Source organism: Thiomicrorhabdus marina (genome assembly GCF_017571465.1).
In the GTDB taxonomy this organism is placed as follows: domain Bacteria; phylum Pseudomonadota; class Gammaproteobacteria; order Thiomicrospirales; family Thiomicrospiraceae; genus Thiomicrorhabdus; species Thiomicrorhabdus marina.
Map to the genome: position 1 here is coordinate 1 of NZ_JAGETV010000042.1, position 13,923 is coordinate 13,923.

The following is a 13,923-nucleotide window of genomic DNA, read 5'->3' on the forward strand; positions in this document are numbered from 1 at the left end:
TCTTTTTGTCAGGTCTAGACATGACGGCAAACAGACGCCTTGCTTAGCCTAAATTTTACTTTGCCTGAAGCCATTTGGACTTGTTCTGCGCTTCCTTAGAGTAATATCTTAGTAACAAATTCACTAAGTGAACGGCATTGCGTATATACGCAGTGATTATTTTGCTTCTTGCATCCAAATTGCCGCGAGTTTTGCGTAGTAGGTTAGGATGCCGTCCGCACCAGCGCGTTTACAGCTAAGTAAGGTTTCCAAGACAACCGGTTGTTCATCAATCCAGCCTTTTTCCGCCGCGGCTTTCAGCATCGCGTATTCACCGCTAACGTGATAAACGTAAGTCGGTGCTTTAAATTCATTTTTAATGTCGCGAACGATGTCCAGATATGGAATGCCCGGCTTGACCATAACCATGTCCGCGCCTTCATTCAGATCTAAGGCCACTTCATGCAGCGCTTCATTGCGATTGCCTGGATCCATCTGGTAGGTGTGTTTATTGCCTTTACCAAGGTTTCCGGCAGAACCGACCGCATCGCGGAAAGGTCCATAGTAACTAGAGGCGTATTTGGCCGAGTAAGCCATGATGCGAGTATTGATATGTCCGTGGTCTTCTAAAAGTTCGCGAATCTCAAGAATGCGTCCGTCCATCATATCTGACGGCCCAATCACATCGGCGCCAGCTTCCGCATGTGAAAGCGCTTGCTTCATTAAAACATCGATGGTGTCATCATTTAATACATAACCGTCTTCATCGATAATGCCGTCCTGTCCATGAGTTGTGAAAGGGTCTAGTGCGACGTCGGTCATAATGCCTAACTCTGGAACGGCTTCTTTTACAGCGCGTACTGCGCGTTGCGCAAGGCCGTCAGGGTTGTAGGCTTCGGCAGCGTCCAGCGATTTTGCTTCCAGTGGCGTGACTGGGAAGATGGCAATCATCGGAATGCCCAGTTCACAAACTTCTTTGGCTTCGGCTACCAATAAATCAATCGATAAACGCTCAACGCCCGGCATGGACTTGACCGGTTCGCGTTCATTGTGACCTTCAATAACAAACATCGGCAAGATTAAGTCACTCGCAGATAAGGTGGTTTCACGCATTAAACGGCGTGAAAAATCATCTTTGCGCATACGACGCATGCGGGTAATCGGGAATTGGCGGTTCAGCATGACAACCTCATGAATTAAATTCGTTAAACTTTTGTGCCAAGCATAATACTCGCGCCCTGCAGAAATTACAAAAACTCAATGTTGATTTCATAATTAGCTGGCCGCATAAAGGCTTATAATCCAAGCATTCAAAATTAAAGGAGAATGGTTATGGAGCATGCACAGTTTACCTTTTTCAGCGAATCACTGGCGCAGCGCTATCTGCAATTTTGTAACGAGCTCGGCTTAGTGGTGCAGTTGGAAATTGAAGATTCACCGGCCGGAGGCGATGCAATTTTTAATATCAATCTGCAAGAAGAGGCGACTGATGCCCAACTGGAACAGCTGGAAGCACAGTATGATGAAATGTTTTTTGGTGAGCAGGCCGCCGAAATTGACGGCAATGATCCGGCCGGAGCTTTGGCCGATGCTTGCGGTGTGCAAGTTAAATTGCAGTCAGGTCAATACACTACTGTGGCAATCCATCCGGAAATCATGAATAAAATCCTTTCGGTACTCAGTATTGATGAACTACAGCAGTTTTTAGCTCAGGTTGCTGAAGACATTGAAAATCCAAAATTTGGGCCAATCTGTTCTCGTCCTGACTTACCCACTATATGATGTGTTTTTTTCTAATTAAATTAAGTACATAGATGAAGACCATCCTCGTCATAAAAAATTTATATAAGAGAGTCCTAATTTTTCTCGTCTGAAAGGTTGCAGTCGTTGTGGATAAAATTTAAGATAATCGCCCAGCAATAACTGTACAGTCCAAATGGTCGCTCGTTTAGACTGAAATAATTATTTAACTCTTGAATCTGGGGTGTTGCTGTTTCGCAAGCAGTAAAACCTTCAAGGAGCAATAAATGACAGATAAAATCGTAGAAAAGGTTGCAGTTCAAACTGAAGAATCTCGCAACCAAGGTCGTCGCGCTTTTCTAAAAGGCTCGGCGGCTGTAGCTGGTGGCGTGATGTTCACTAAGGCAGCTAGCGCAGCAGAAGGTGCAGGGTTCGATCCTAAGAAAGCTGTTGCACCTTACGCGGGTAAAGAAGAAATTACTGAAGTACTACAAGACGGTGCTGCACGTAAATCTCTAGGTTTCGGTGTTCGTAAGTACCCTTACGGTATGCCTTCTCCATTCGAGAAAGAAGTACAACGTCGTACTCTTGAGTGGCTGACTCCTGACTCAATGGCGTCAATCACCATGACTCCGCTACAAAGCCTACACGGTATCATCACTCCAAACGGTCTACATTTCGAGCGTTTCCACGGTGGTGTTCCTACAATCAACCCTGAAGAGCACCGTTTGGTTATTCACGGTTTGGTTGAGCGTCCATTGATCTTCACTATGGATGATCTTAAACGCTTCCCATCAGTTTCACGTATCCACTTTGTAGAATGTCCTGCGAACGGTGCGATGGAATGGAAAGGTGTACAGTTGAACTCAGTTCAGTGGACACACGGTATGATGTCTTGTGTTGAATACACTGGTGTACGTCTATCTGATCTTCTTAAAGAAGCGGGTATTAAGCCTGAAGGTAAATGGTTAATTCCTGAAGGTGCGGATGCTGCGGCTCTAACTCGTTCTATCCCGATGGAAATCGCTATGGATGACTGTTTCGTTGCTTATGCACAAAACGGTGAAGCGCTACGTCGTGAACAAGGTTACCCAATTCGTCTAGTTGTTCCAGGTTGTGAAGCGAACATGTGGATTAAATATCTACGTCGTATCCAAGTAACAGATACTCCTGCACAGCACCGTGAAGAAACGTCTAAGTACACTGAGCTTATGCCTGATGGTACTGCACAGCGTTTCTCTTGGTACATGGAACCAAACTCTGTAATCACTTACCCATCTCCTGACTTCAAAATGGAAGGCCCAGGTAAATACTATATCCGTGGTCTAGCATGGTCTGGTCGCGGTAAAGTTAAACACGTTGACGTATCGTTCGACGGTGGTAAGAACTGGAAAGAAGCTCACTTCACTTCTCCTGTCCTAGACAAAGCTTGGACTCGTTTCGAAGTTGAATGGGAATGGGATGGTTCTGAAGCATTCCTAATGAGCCGTGTTACGGATGAAACTGGTTACGTACAACCTCCAATGCCGCAAATGCGTCAGTTGGAAGGTACTAACAACGTTTATCACCGTACTGCTATGGTTACATGGCGCGTACACGCATGGGAAAATGGTAAGAGCGGAGGCATGATTGAAAATGTTCAGTACTAAGAAAACTCTTGTTGCAGCAACAGTTGCATCTCTATTTGCCGGTTCTGCTATGGCAATGTCTGGTGGTTCAGATAACTCTGGCGCTGCTGGTGAAAAAATCGACGGTAAATACGCTGCAAACTTTGAGCAAATCATCAAAGATGCTAACGGCGAATACCTAGATTCAAAAGTAATCGAAGCAATTCTTGGTAAAGACGCAGCTTACGGCCGTGAAGGTCTAGCGGGTAAACTTGACCCAGCTAACCCATACTCTTTCGAAGTTGATGACAGCATCGATGGTGGTAACCACGGTAACGCTCAGTGTAAAGTTCCATTAGCTTTCACAGAAGTTCACGACAGCGTTAAAGCTAACTACACTAACGATTCTGACTTCGTTGCACGTGGTTTCGGTACGCCAATCGCAGAATCTGCGGTTCAAGCGAAATGGAACATCACTGTAGACGGTGACGGTCGCGGTCTTCCTGATCCTTCAGTTGGTATGACTGTTGAAGAAGGTGCAAAAGTTTACGTTCAGTACTGTGGTATGTGTCACGGTGAATTCGGTGAAGGTGCGAAAGGTTACCTACCTCTAGCGGTAGAAGAATCTCTAATCGCTTCTTCATTCGACGAGCCAGCACCGATGAAAACAGTTGGTAACTACTGGCCTTACGCGGTAACGTTCTTTGACTACATCCGTCGTACAATGCCTTTCTGGACGCCAAACGCACCATACATTGGTGATGCTGGTTACCTAGGTATTACTGGTTACATCATGCAGTCTAACTACATTCCGCTTGATGCAGAAGGTACAGAACTAGAAGACGATACCTTCTATACTTCTGAATTGTTGATGAAAAACAACAAGTTCATGAAAAACCAAGGTAACTTTTTCTGTGATCACCGTCCTGTAATCCACAACGCTCGTTGTATGGAAAACTGTGCGGATGAGCAAGTTGGTGATGGTAAAGGTAATATCCATAACTACAAACAAGCTCGTCTACTACCAGACGGTACTCCTCAGTATAACGTTCCACAACGTATGCATGAAGATCCGCCAGGTGTAGGTCACGCAGGTATGTAATTTTTAGCGGCTCGTTGAGTCGCTATTATTCGCAATCTCTGCGTTGGATGAGAGTCACTTACTTAATGTAAGCTCTCTCAACCTGCCTTGATCTTGCGAAGCTAGCAACTCAATAGCCAGCTAAAAAACTTACTAGAAAAACCCGATACTGTTTCAGTATCGGGTTTTTTGCGTTTATGGAGGTTGTTTTTTGCGGACACGCAGTAGGTAATTAAATTTATTCGTCATTCCCGCGCAGGCGGGAATCTATTGCGGCTAAGTAGGGTTTTTAGTTGTGCTTTGCATTTCCAAACTTTTGTCATCATTCATTCCAAAGTGCTACGGAGCTTATGCTTTAAGGCATCGTTAAATCCTGCCTAATGTATTGATTAAAAATATAAATTAGCAAAAGCTTATGTGTGCTTGATTTCATTTAAAAGTTCTTTACAATGCGTTATTCCCTGATGGCAATAATGCTTGTCAAGATACAACAGACCCCAGAGCAAAAATATTATGCGTAATGAGTTGATTGATCCATTTCACCGAAAGATTGAATATGTTCGCGTGTCGGTGACGGATTTATGTAATTACCGTTGTGGTTACTGTATGCCGGAACAGGGTGTACATCCTGATGGCCACCACAAGGAATACCTTTCATATGAAGAGCTTGCGCGTATTATTAAGGCCTTCGTTAATCTAGGTGTCAGTAAAATTCGTCTGACTGGCGGTGAACCATTGGTGCGTAAGCGTTTGCATGAGCTTGTAGAAATGATTAAACCGTACGAAGGACTGGAAGACATTGCTCTGTCGACCAACGCTCACCATTTAGGCCGTGAAGCGGAAGCCTTAGTTAAGGCGGGAGTGAATCGCTGCAATATTTCAATTGATTCATTACGTCCGAAACGCTTTGAAAACATTACTCGTGGTGGTGATCTTGAGAAGGTTCTAGCCGGTGTTGATAAAGCGCTGGAAGTCGGTATGAAACCGGTTAAGTTCAATATGGTGGTGATGAAAGGTACTAATGACGACGAAATCGAAGCGATGGTCGACTACGGCATCGAAAAAGGCGTCGAAGTACGTTTTATCGAAACCATGCCGATTGGCCCGGCGGGCGTGTCGATGATGGATCAGCACTATGCAGCGGAGAAAATTCTAAAGCGCGTTAAAGCACATGTTGGTGCCGATTTAATCCCTTCAACTGATCGTTCTGATGCCGGTCCTGCTCGCAACTTTAAGATTTCCGGCACTAATGCACGTATCGGTGTGATTTCAGCGGTATCGAATCACTTCTGCGATACCTGCAACCGTGTGCGTTTAACAGCACGTGGTGTTTTGGCTTTGTGTTTAGGACAAGAAGATTCGGTTGACCTGCGTACACCGCTACGTGACGGCATCAGCGATGAAGAACTTGAACAGCTGATTATCAAAGCGATCGCCAAAAAACCGGAACGCCACTTCTTCCGTGAAAACGTTCACAATATCGAATTTAGACAAATGGTTCAGTTGGGTGGTTAAACCCTGATGGATGAGGAAAAGAAAATGTTAAATGTTTTGTATTTTGCTAGCTTTCGTGAAGTGTTAGGTCAAGCGCAAGAGCAGTTGCCGGCTGACTTCCAGACCGTTGAATGTCTGTTAAAAGCCTTAGCTGAACGCGGAGAGGCGTGGCAGCATGCGTTGCTTAATAATCAAAACCTGCAAATTGCGGTCAATCACGATGTGGCGAATCGCAACACCGCGATTAAAGCCGGTGATGAGGTTGCGTTTTTCCCTCCGGTAACGGGAGGTTAATCGGTGACCAATCCTGAACCGATGTTTCCGCATATTCGCATTTGCGAAGAAGATTTTGATCTAACAGCAGAAGCCAATAAGCTCCGTGCAGGTCATAAAGATATTGGTGCTGTAGTCACCTTTGTCGGCACCGTTCGCGATATTAATGAAGGCGATGAAGTTTCTATTTTGGAGCTAGAGCACTATCCGGGCATGACCGAGAAGGCGCTTGAGAAAATCCGTCTTGAAGCGCATCAGCGTTGGCATCTTGAAGCCAGTCACATTATCCACCGTATCGGCAAAATGTACCCTTGTGATCAAATTGTAATGGTTGCCGTGGCGAGCCGTCACCGCGAAAACGCCTTCCATGCTGCACACTTTATTATGGATTATCTGAAAACCAATGCACCTTTCTGGAAAAAAGAAACTTTGCCGGATGGTTCGGAGCGTTGGGTGGATGCTAGAGTGTCCGATGCGGAAGCGCACAAACGCTGGGACAAATAAAAAAGGCTTGAGAACTATTGCGAACACTTAACTCTTTGTTGTCAGTACAGCTTAAAATGCTCATTTACTGCTTGTAAACTGCGCTTTTGCGCTGACTGCCGTCGCGATTTAAGTATTCTCATAACGCTCTCAAGCCTTTTGGCCTACAAAAAAATTCTCATTATTTAATGATGATAAACCAGATTAATTGAGTGAAAACTTACCCATGAAAACTTTTGATGAAACACTTTATGCCTTGCTGAATGATGTGCAAGTAACTACGAAGACTGAGACCATTGCAGTGGCGGATGGTTTGTATCGTATTTTGGCAGAAGACATTGTTTCTAGCGTCAATGTACCGCCGCACGATAACAGTCAGATGGACGGTTATGTTTTGCACTCGTTTGATTTGGAGCATGGCGATACGTTTCCGGTTAGCCAGCGCATTGCTGCTGGTGAAGTCGGTTCGGAATTACAGCATGGTACTATCGCGCGTATCTTCACTGGTGCGCCAATTCCAGCAGGTGCTAACCAAGTGGTGATGCAGGAAGATACCGAAGAAGTGGATGGGCAAATTCATATTAAGGTTAAAGCCAATCCGGGTGAGTACATCCGCGTCAAAGGTGAAGACATCAAAGCAGGGCAAACTATTCTTAAAGCCGGTACGCGTCTGCGTCCGCAAGAGTTAGGATTGATTAGTTCAATCGGTATCGGTCAGATTTCAGTGTTCCAGCCAATTAAAATTGCCACTTTCACTACCGGCGATGAACTGTTAGAGCCGGGCGAGGCGCCTCAGGAAGGGAAAATTTATAACGCTAATCGCTACACGCTAAGCGGTTTGATTCCACAACTTGGTTTTGAGTTAATTGATTTAGGTCGTGTGGAAGATACTTTAGAAGCCACTGTTGATGCGATTAAAAAAGCCTCTAGTATGGCGGATGTGGTAATGACCACTGGCGGTGTGTCGGTGGGTGAAGAAGATCACATTAAACCGGCAATTGAACAGCTCGGTAGTCTATATACTTGGAAAGTGAAGATGAAGCCGGGTAAACCACTGGCGTACGGCAAGATCAAAACCGATGAGGGCATTAAACCGTTCTTCGGTCTTCCGGGTAATCCTGTGTCGGCATTTGCAACCTTTAAACTGTTTGCGCGCCCGTATTTGATGAAAATGCAAGGTGCAGAGCAAATCAAAACCAACCCGATTTGGCTGGCAGCAGACTTTGAGTGGCCGAAAGCTAATTTCCGTCGTGACTTCTTGCGTGCGCGTATTACCAACAAGCGCCAAGAATCGGTGGTGGAAATTTATCCGCAGCAGGGTTCAGGTGTGTTGATGTCGGCATCATGGGCGGAAGGGTTTGTAGTGATTCCGGAAGACACCACCATTGCTCAAGGCGATAAGGTTGCTTTCTATCCGTTTAGTACTTTTGTTTAGCCAGAAGGTATCGGGTAACCATATGCGGTAGTGCGCTCTATTGCACCTGTTTCGCTTAGCAGAGTCGTTCTATTGACAGGAGCCTGTTAGAATACTCATGGCACAGGTCATTGAGTTTTCAATAGGCCTCGAATCCGAACCATTACGATGATTGCCTTACCGCAACTGGAAATCTATGAACGCACTACAGCAAGCAAAAAAAATTTGTATTGATAACGGACAAAACTTCACTCCGATCCGTGAAGCAGTACTTTCTATTTTGATGGATTCAGGCCTGCCGATGAGTGCGTATGATATTTTGGATAAATATCGTCAAGATCAGTCTTCAGGAGCTCAGCCGCCAACCATTTATCGTGCCTTAGCTTTTTTGGAAGAGAACGGCTTAATCCATCGTATGGCCTCGACCCGTCAGTTTGTGATTTGCGATCATATTGGCGAGCATCACTCTCATGATTTGACGCAGTTCTTTATTTGCGATAAATGCGGTACTGTTGAAGAATCGATTATTTCCCATACTTTGTGGCATGAAATTAACGATCAAGCCGAAAAAATTCACTTTCTTGTCAAACAACCTAGCCTTGAAATTCATGGGCTTTGCAAAACCTGCCAATAACATTCTTCTGTAAAAAATTTGGTTTTATCTCTCGTTATCTCTTTTGAATAAATAAATGTTATGTTATAACGTTTTTTTATTTGAGGAGAAATACCGATGCTTACATCAAATGCTCGTTTGCCAGTAACGGTTTTATCCGGTTTTTTAGGTGCGGGTAAAACCACCTTGTTAAATCAAATTCTAAATAACCGCCAAGACCTGCGAGTTGCGGTCATCGTTAATGATATGAGTGAAGTGAATATCGACGCGAATTTATTGCAAGGTGAAGTTGAGCTGAACCGTGCAGAAGAGAAAATGGTCGAAATGTCGAATGGTTGCATCTGTTGTACCTTACGCGAAGATTTGCTAATCGAGGTTGGCAAGCTGGCTGAATCTGGCCGTTTTGATTATCTGCTCATTGAATCTACCGGAATTTCCGATCCATTGCCGGTTGCCGAAACATTTACCTTTGCCGACGAGTATGGCCGTTCGCTGTCTGATGTTGCCAAGCTGGACACGATGCTAACCGTGATCGACGGTGTGAATTTTCTGAAAGACTTTCATCAGGCGAAATCCTTGCAGGAAGCAGGTGAAAGTTTGGGGGAAGAAGATGAACGCTCGGTGGCCGATTTGCTGATTGATCAAGTCGAATTCGCTGATGTCTTACTGATCTCAAAAGCCGATCTAATCAGTATTGAGGATATGGAAACACTGAAAGCGGCGCTATTAAAACTTAACCCGCAGGCAAAGATTTATCCGATGACCAAAGGCCAAATTGAACTGGATAAGGTACTTAATACCGGATTGTTTAATTTTGAAAAAGCGCAGCAGGCTCCCGGCTGGTTGCAAGAAATGCGTGGCGAACATACTCCGGAAACCGAAGAATATGGCATTAGCAGTTTTGTCTTTAAGGCTCGCAAGCCGTTTCATCCGCAAAAGTTATGGAACTTCTTGCATCAAGATTTACCGCAAGGAAAGTTGCTGCGTTCAAAGGGATATTTCTGGCTGGCTTCGCAACCGCAGATTGCCAATGTTTGGCAGCAGGCGGGTGGAATAGCCCATCATAGTTTGGCAGGAATGTTTTGGAAGGCTGTGCCGGAAAGCCAATGGCCAAATGACCCAGAGTCACGAGAGTTTATTGCTACTAAATGGGTAGAACCTTTCGGCGATATGCGCCAAGAATTGGTATTTATTGGTCAAGACCTCGATAAAAAACAGATGATTCAACAGTTACATGACTGCTTACTAGAAGAAGATGAGCTCTATGCGGGCATGGCTTACTGGCAAACGATGTACGACCCTTTTGCTGCTTAGTTGAGTAACCTATTTTTTTATTATTACGTATTGTTACGATATAACATTTCAATTATTTTTTAAATATTAAAAGAGAAACAGATATGCGCTATGAATTTAGACAAAAAACCTTTTTGTTGGGAAAACTATCCACTGTATTAGGCATAAGTGCCTTGTTGCTGTCCGGGTGCGGTGGTTCAGGAGGCGACAGTGATACCGAGTATTCGCTTGGCCTCCCGGCGGGCTTAACGATTGCGATGGTTGATGTGAATAACCTTGAATACTACTCACTAGATACTACGACTGAAGAGCTAACGGATTTAAATGCTTTGGCGGATGAAAGTGGTGACTCTGCGGTGCAAAAGCTGCGTCTTACGGATACGTCTGTCTTAGGTTCTTTTGTGCACTGGCCGGATTTTCGTGTAGTTAACGATGTTGAAATGTTGGATGGCAAATATCTTCTTATGAAGCCGGATTATGTCCCTAGCACTACTGTACTGGGAGGAACTGAAGAGAGTCCGGGTAATTTTGTTCAATTAGTGCATTTTCATGATACGGATTTAGCTGCGCATAGTACCGATGAGTTTTATGGTGCGGATGCTTGTAGTCAGGCGGATCAAGATGCCGGAACCTGTAGCGGTAAATATTACGGATTACAACGTTTGAATAGCTTTGTTACCGAACAAGCTGATTTGGAAATTGAAATAGCAGAGGCTTTACCAGAAGACCAAACGCTTTGTCGAGCCTATATTGACCCTTATCAAAAATTCGAACATGAACAAGAAGAGAGTAGTGGAGAAACACAGGAAGAAGCACATGATCACGGCGCTTTAACGCATTTTGCTTTGACCGATACGGGCCGTATGTATTTCTATCAAGAAGGCGAAGCGGGATTAGAATCCATTCAAGGATTTGTTGAACTGGATGGTGTTAACCGCGTTGCCGACTGTTCGCGCACCACGATTGCACGTGCTAGCGAGGATGGTGTTTTGGTGTTTATCCCCGATACGCAAAAATTGTACTTAGTTGACAATCATGGGGCTGATTTCCATCAACATTCCGTGTGGAATCTTGCAGAGATTCTGCCTGAAGGAACCACTGCGGATATGGCTGCCATTCTTGGGGAAGGGGCTGCTCACGAACACGAAGAGTAAATAATAATCATAGTTGAAATTTTATGACCACCGCTGTCGTTGATACGCGGTGGTTTTTGTGTTTTTAAGATTCAAGAATTGAGAAGGCATTTATGCTTAGAAAAAAGACGCTTTTTATCGCCCTTTTCCCTTTACTTAGCGGCCCATCTATTGCCGCTGAGACATTGCAAACGATTGAGGTTGAGGCACCAGCTGATTCAAACGACGCTCAAGTGCAATCGCAAACCACCGAGCAACTGAAACAGCAAGCATCCGGCGATACGCTTGGCGATTATTTGCAGTCGCAAGCGAATGTCGATTCGGCCAGTTATGGTCCGGCCGTCGGCCGTCCGGTGGTTCGTGGTATGAGTGGTTATCGAGTGAAGATTTTGCAAAATGATGCCGAAGTGAATGATCTCTCGGCGATGAGTCAGGATCATGCAGTTGGCGTTATGCCGAAAGCGGCGGAGCGCATTGAATTGTTAAAAGGTCCGGCCTCGATTGTCTATGGAGCCAGTGCCGGTGGAACCGTACGCTTGGTTGAGGCTTCACAACATCAATTTCCGGTACAAGGGGTTGCGGCACAAATTGAAGCCGAAGCCGGTAGTAATAACAATCTGCAAAGTTTCGGCGCTGAAGCCAGTGCGACATCTGAAACCTTTACCTTTGGCGTATCTGGAAATCGTATTCAGACGGATGATTACACCGATGGTGACGGCAATCAGGTGCAGAATTCCGATGTTTTGACGGAACAAGCCAAATTGTTTGCCGGTTGGCGCTATCAGCCGAACGCACAACTGATTTTCAGTTACGCTCAATTACATAAAGATTATGGCATTCCGAACAGCACGACGGAAGCCACGCGAATTGATATGCAGCGTGATAGTTACAGTTTGCATTGGTCGGAAACAGAACCCTTAGCATTGCTTGACGAGCTGAGTTTTGATCTGAGTTATAGTGATTATTTGCATGATGAAACCGAAGGCGGACGTAAAGACGGCTTATTTGGGCAGAAGACTCTGCAAGCAACCCTTTCCGCAGAATATTATGTAGATGACTGGCTTGGCCAAATACAGTTTGCTTATCGAGCGAATGAACTAAAAGTTTGTCATGAACATGGGGCTTGCGAAGACTTTAGCACTGCAAGCCGCAGTGGCATTGAAGCTAATGTTGGCACGTCTTTGGAAAATTACTATGACTCGACAGGCTTGCCATATAGTCATGGTCATCCAATGCCGGATACAGATGCACAAACGTGGATGTTTGGTATTAATGCCGAAAAGCCGTTGTCAAATAAAGCGGTTTATTTAAGTCTGGGAGCGCATATCGAAGTGCGCCAATTAAATGCAGACCCAAGTAATATTCAAGAAACTTGGGTGGTTCCACAGCGCCTAGATGCCGATTACTACCAAGCAGAAACCGATTTTGCCGGCAGTTTATCTGTTGGTCTGAAGCATCCGATTGGAAAACGGCTTCAATCGCAAGTTAACCTCAGTTATTTAGAGCGCTTACCCAGTGCCGATGAACTGTATTGGAACGGTTTCCACCATGCTACCGATAGCTATATTTTCGGCAATCGTGATTTGAAAAAAGAGCGTTCAGTCAATTTAGATTGGGACCTGTTGATGGCATCTGAAAAGTCGGATTGGACTCTGAGTTCCTACGCTTATTATTTCTGGAACTATATTTACCAAGATCCAGTCTATGACAGTAACGGCGATGCTGTGCTTGATCCTTTTCACCTAAGCGATGTTTGGCAAACTCTGCAAACCGATGCAATTTTTGCGGGTGCGTCTTTGCGCAATGATTGGCGAGTAGCTGATTATCAGCAGCAGCCGATTGTTTGGAGTAACCAATTTGAAGCCGGTTTGGCTCAGCAAACCAATGGTGAAAATCTACCGCGAACAGCTCCGTATAGTTATTTAACCGAATTGAGCTATCGGGCACATCGTTGGAGTGCTCGTCTGTCCGTTAAGCATGTGTTCGCCGCTAAGGCGTTAGCAGAAAATGAACAGGTTACCGATGCTTATACATGGGCTTCTGCTTACGTTGATTGGCAACCGAAAACGCAATATGGCGATTGGAAAATCTGGCTTAAGGCCGAAAATGTGTTGGATGACTATGCACAGATCACCTCTCTTTCTTAAAGGAGACCGCGCCTTTAATGGGAGCGAGTGTGAGTGCCGGGGTGCGTTGGTTGTATTGAGATTTATTAGATGAGTGCTTTGCACGAACTGATTCATGATCAAAAATGGTTAAAATTCCCCTGAACATCGTTAAAAATCTTGCGAATATCTCGATATTCCCTGCAATTTTTGCCTTGTTCAGTCAAATTTTTCCTCATTTTATGATTCCCCCTTCATTCGTGCAAAGCACTCAGATTCTTAAATAACAGGAAAACCGCAGTGATGGCGTTCACTGCGGTTGGTTTATCCAATTTGTTTATTAAATTCGGCTTATAGCGCTTTGGTGCAGAAGTAGAAGTCTTTACACTCGTACTCGCCCGATTCTTTACGCGCAATCGCTTCGTCGATGGTTGCCGGAGGAGGAACGATAACGCGATCACCGGCACGCCAGTTTTCAGGCGTTGCACACTTATTGGCATCTGAAGTTTGCATAGCGTGAACCAGACGAACGAACTCATCAATCTGGCGACCGTTACTCATCGGGTAATACACCATGGCACGTAGCACACCGTTCGGATCGATAATAAAGGTTGCACGCACTGCCGAAGTATCAGCGGCACCCGGGTGAACCATACCGTAAGCTTTCGCCACTTCCATACTAAGGTCTTCAATAATCGGGAATTCGAT

The 13,923-nt window shown here is 45.0% G+C and carries 13 protein-coding genes; 11 read left to right on the top strand and 2 right to left on the bottom strand.

Going from position 1 to position 13,923, the window contains the following annotated elements:
• Positions 1–156: 156 nt before the first annotated feature.
• Positions 157–1,161: a porphobilinogen synthase gene (hemB, locus tag J3998_RS12605; protein WP_208151023.1), complete on the bottom strand. Its 1,005-nt coding sequence runs from the start codon at positions 1,159–1,161 to the stop codon at positions 157–159.
• A 150-nt stretch (positions 1,162–1,311) separates the two neighbouring features.
• On the opposite strand from hemB, the gene J3998_RS12610 reads away from it, so the two are divergent.
• The 11 genes from J3998_RS12610 (at position 1,312) to J3998_RS12660 (ending at position 13,257) form a co-directional block, all read left to right on the top strand.
• Positions 1,312–1,761 (top strand): hypothetical protein, encoded by a 450-nt coding sequence (locus tag J3998_RS12610; RefSeq protein WP_243750751.1) that lies wholly within the window; start codon positions 1,312–1,314, stop codon positions 1,759–1,761.
• 245 nt (positions 1,762–2,006) lie between these two features.
• On the top strand, positions 2,007–3,368 hold the full coding sequence (gene soxC, locus J3998_RS12615; protein ID WP_208151025.1) for a sulfite dehydrogenase: 1,362 nt from the start codon (positions 2,007–2,009) through the stop codon (positions 3,366–3,368).
• Entirely contained in the window at positions 3,355–4,428 is a 1,074-nt protein-coding gene (locus J3998_RS12620) for a c-type cytochrome (RefSeq protein WP_208151034.1), read from the top strand. The genes soxC and J3998_RS12620 overlap by 14 nt, the downstream gene beginning before the upstream one ends.
• A 492-nt stretch (positions 4,429–4,920) precedes the next feature.
• Positions 4,921–5,922 (top strand): GTP 3',8-cyclase MoaA, encoded by a 1,002-nt coding sequence (gene moaA / locus J3998_RS12625; protein WP_208151026.1) that lies wholly within the window; start codon positions 4,921–4,923, stop codon positions 5,920–5,922.
• Between the two features lie 24 nt (positions 5,923–5,946).
• Entirely contained in the window at positions 5,947–6,195 is a 249-nt protein-coding gene (gene moaD / locus J3998_RS12630) for a molybdopterin converting factor subunit 1 (protein ID WP_208151027.1), read from the top strand.
• 3 nt (positions 6,196–6,198) lie between these two features.
• A complete protein-coding gene (moaE, locus tag J3998_RS12635; RefSeq protein WP_341829275.1) occupies positions 6,199–6,678 on the top strand; it encodes a molybdopterin synthase catalytic subunit MoaE in 480 nt (159 codons plus the stop codon).
• A gap of 205 nt (positions 6,679–6,883) precedes the next feature.
• Positions 6,884–8,092, top strand: coding sequence for a molybdopterin molybdotransferase MoeA (locus tag J3998_RS12640; RefSeq protein ID WP_208151028.1), 1,209 nt, complete (start codon positions 6,884–6,886; stop codon positions 8,090–8,092).
• Positions 8,093–8,267: 175 nt separating this feature from the next.
• Entirely contained in the window at positions 8,268–8,705 is a 438-nt protein-coding gene (locus J3998_RS12645; RefSeq protein WP_208151029.1) for a Fur family transcriptional regulator, read from the top strand.
• A gap of 96 nt (positions 8,706–8,801) precedes the next feature.
• Positions 8,802–9,998 carry a zinc metallochaperone GTPase ZigA gene (gene zigA, locus J3998_RS12650; RefSeq protein ID WP_208151030.1) on the top strand — a complete coding sequence of 399 codons (1,197 nt, stop codon included), beginning with the start codon at positions 8,802–8,804 and terminating at the stop codon, positions 9,996–9,998.
• A gap of 83 nt (positions 9,999–10,081) precedes the next feature.
• The gene (locus J3998_RS12655; RefSeq protein WP_208151031.1) at positions 10,082–11,131 is read left to right on the top strand and encodes a hypothetical protein; all 1,050 of its coding nucleotides are present in this window, start codon (positions 10,082–10,084) and stop codon (positions 11,129–11,131) included.
• Positions 11,132–11,223: 92 nt separating this feature from the next.
• Positions 11,224–13,257 (top strand): TonB-dependent receptor, encoded by a 2,034-nt coding sequence (locus tag J3998_RS12660; RefSeq protein WP_208151032.1) that lies wholly within the window; start codon positions 11,224–11,226, stop codon positions 13,255–13,257.
• 309 nt (positions 13,258–13,566) lie between these two features.
• On the opposite strand, the gene J3998_RS12665 is transcribed toward J3998_RS12660, so the two are convergent.
• Positions 13,567–13,923, bottom strand: a 357-nt coding sequence (locus J3998_RS12665) for a redoxin domain-containing protein (RefSeq protein ID WP_208151033.1), incomplete at its 5' end; no start/stop codon positions are given.